Origin of the sequence: Streptomyces sp. NPDC051907 (genome assembly GCF_040681075.1) — a bacterium.
Lineage (GTDB): Bacteria > Actinomycetota > Actinomycetes > Streptomycetales > Streptomycetaceae > Streptomyces.
The window spans coordinates 1-1040 of record NZ_JBFAYB010000258.1; the positions used below are offsets into that span (position 1 = coordinate 1).

Annotated in this window: 1 pseudogene; it reads left to right on the plus strand. The window is 68.3% G+C overall.

Going from position 1 to position 1040, the window contains the following annotated elements:
• Nucleotides 1-1040: pseudogene (locus tag AB0M39_RS42235) on the plus strand (glycosyltransferase family 39 protein); the annotation flags it as partial.

Here is a 1040-nt window from a genome sequence, read left to right on the forward strand (position 1 = left end):
TCACGGGCCCGGAGGACGACCCGCGCTGGGCCCGCCCGGCCCTCTGGGCGATCCTCCTGCTGGCCACCGCGCTCTACGCCTGGAACCTGACCTCGATCACCGGCAACACCTTCTACGACGCGGCCGTCTACAGCGGCACCAAGAGCTGGAAGGCGTTCTTCTTCGGCGCGCTGGACTCCGGCAGCTTCATCACGGTCGACAAACCACCGTTCGCCCTCTGGGTGATGGGCCTCTCCGCCCGCGTATTCGGGTACGGCACCTGGCAGTTGATGCTCCCGATGGTCGCGGCCGGCACCGGTTCCGTGGCCCTGCTGTACCGCAGCGTCAAGCGGGACTTCGGCGCGGTCGCCGGCACCGTCTCGGCGCTCGTCCTCACCCTCACCCCGATCACGGTCGCCATCACCCGCGACACCAACCCGGACCCGATCCTCGTCCTGCTCATGATGCTCGGCGCGGTCGCCCTCCTGAAGGCCGTCCGCAACGGCAAGTTGATGCCGCTGGTCTGGTCGGCGGTCGCGATCGGCTTCGCGTTCAACACCAAGATGATGCAGGCGTACGTCGTCCTGCCCGCGTTCTTCCTCGTCTACCTCTGGGCACGAACGTCTCCCTCGGCAAGCGCATCCGCAACCTCGCCGTCGCCACCGTCGCGCTGATCGTCTCCAGCGCCTGGTGGATGGTGATCGTCGACCTGATCCCCGCCTCCTCCCGCCCCTACATCGGCGGCTCCACCGACAACACGGTGTGGGACCTGGTCATCGGCTACAACGGCTTCGGCCGCATCTTCGGCGCCAGCTCCTCGGTCGGATCGCAGGGCAACGGGGCCTCGTTCGGCGGCAGTTCGGGCCTGTACCGGATGTTCAACGAGATCATGGGCGGCCAGATCTCCTGGCTGATCCCCTTCGCGGCGATCGCACTGATCGGCGGCCTGGTGCTGCGCGGCCGCGCTCCCCGCACCGACCCCAAGCGCGCGGCGCTGATGCTCTGGGGCGGCTGGTTCGTCCTCCACTTCCTGACCTTCTCGCTCGCCGAAGGCACCTTCC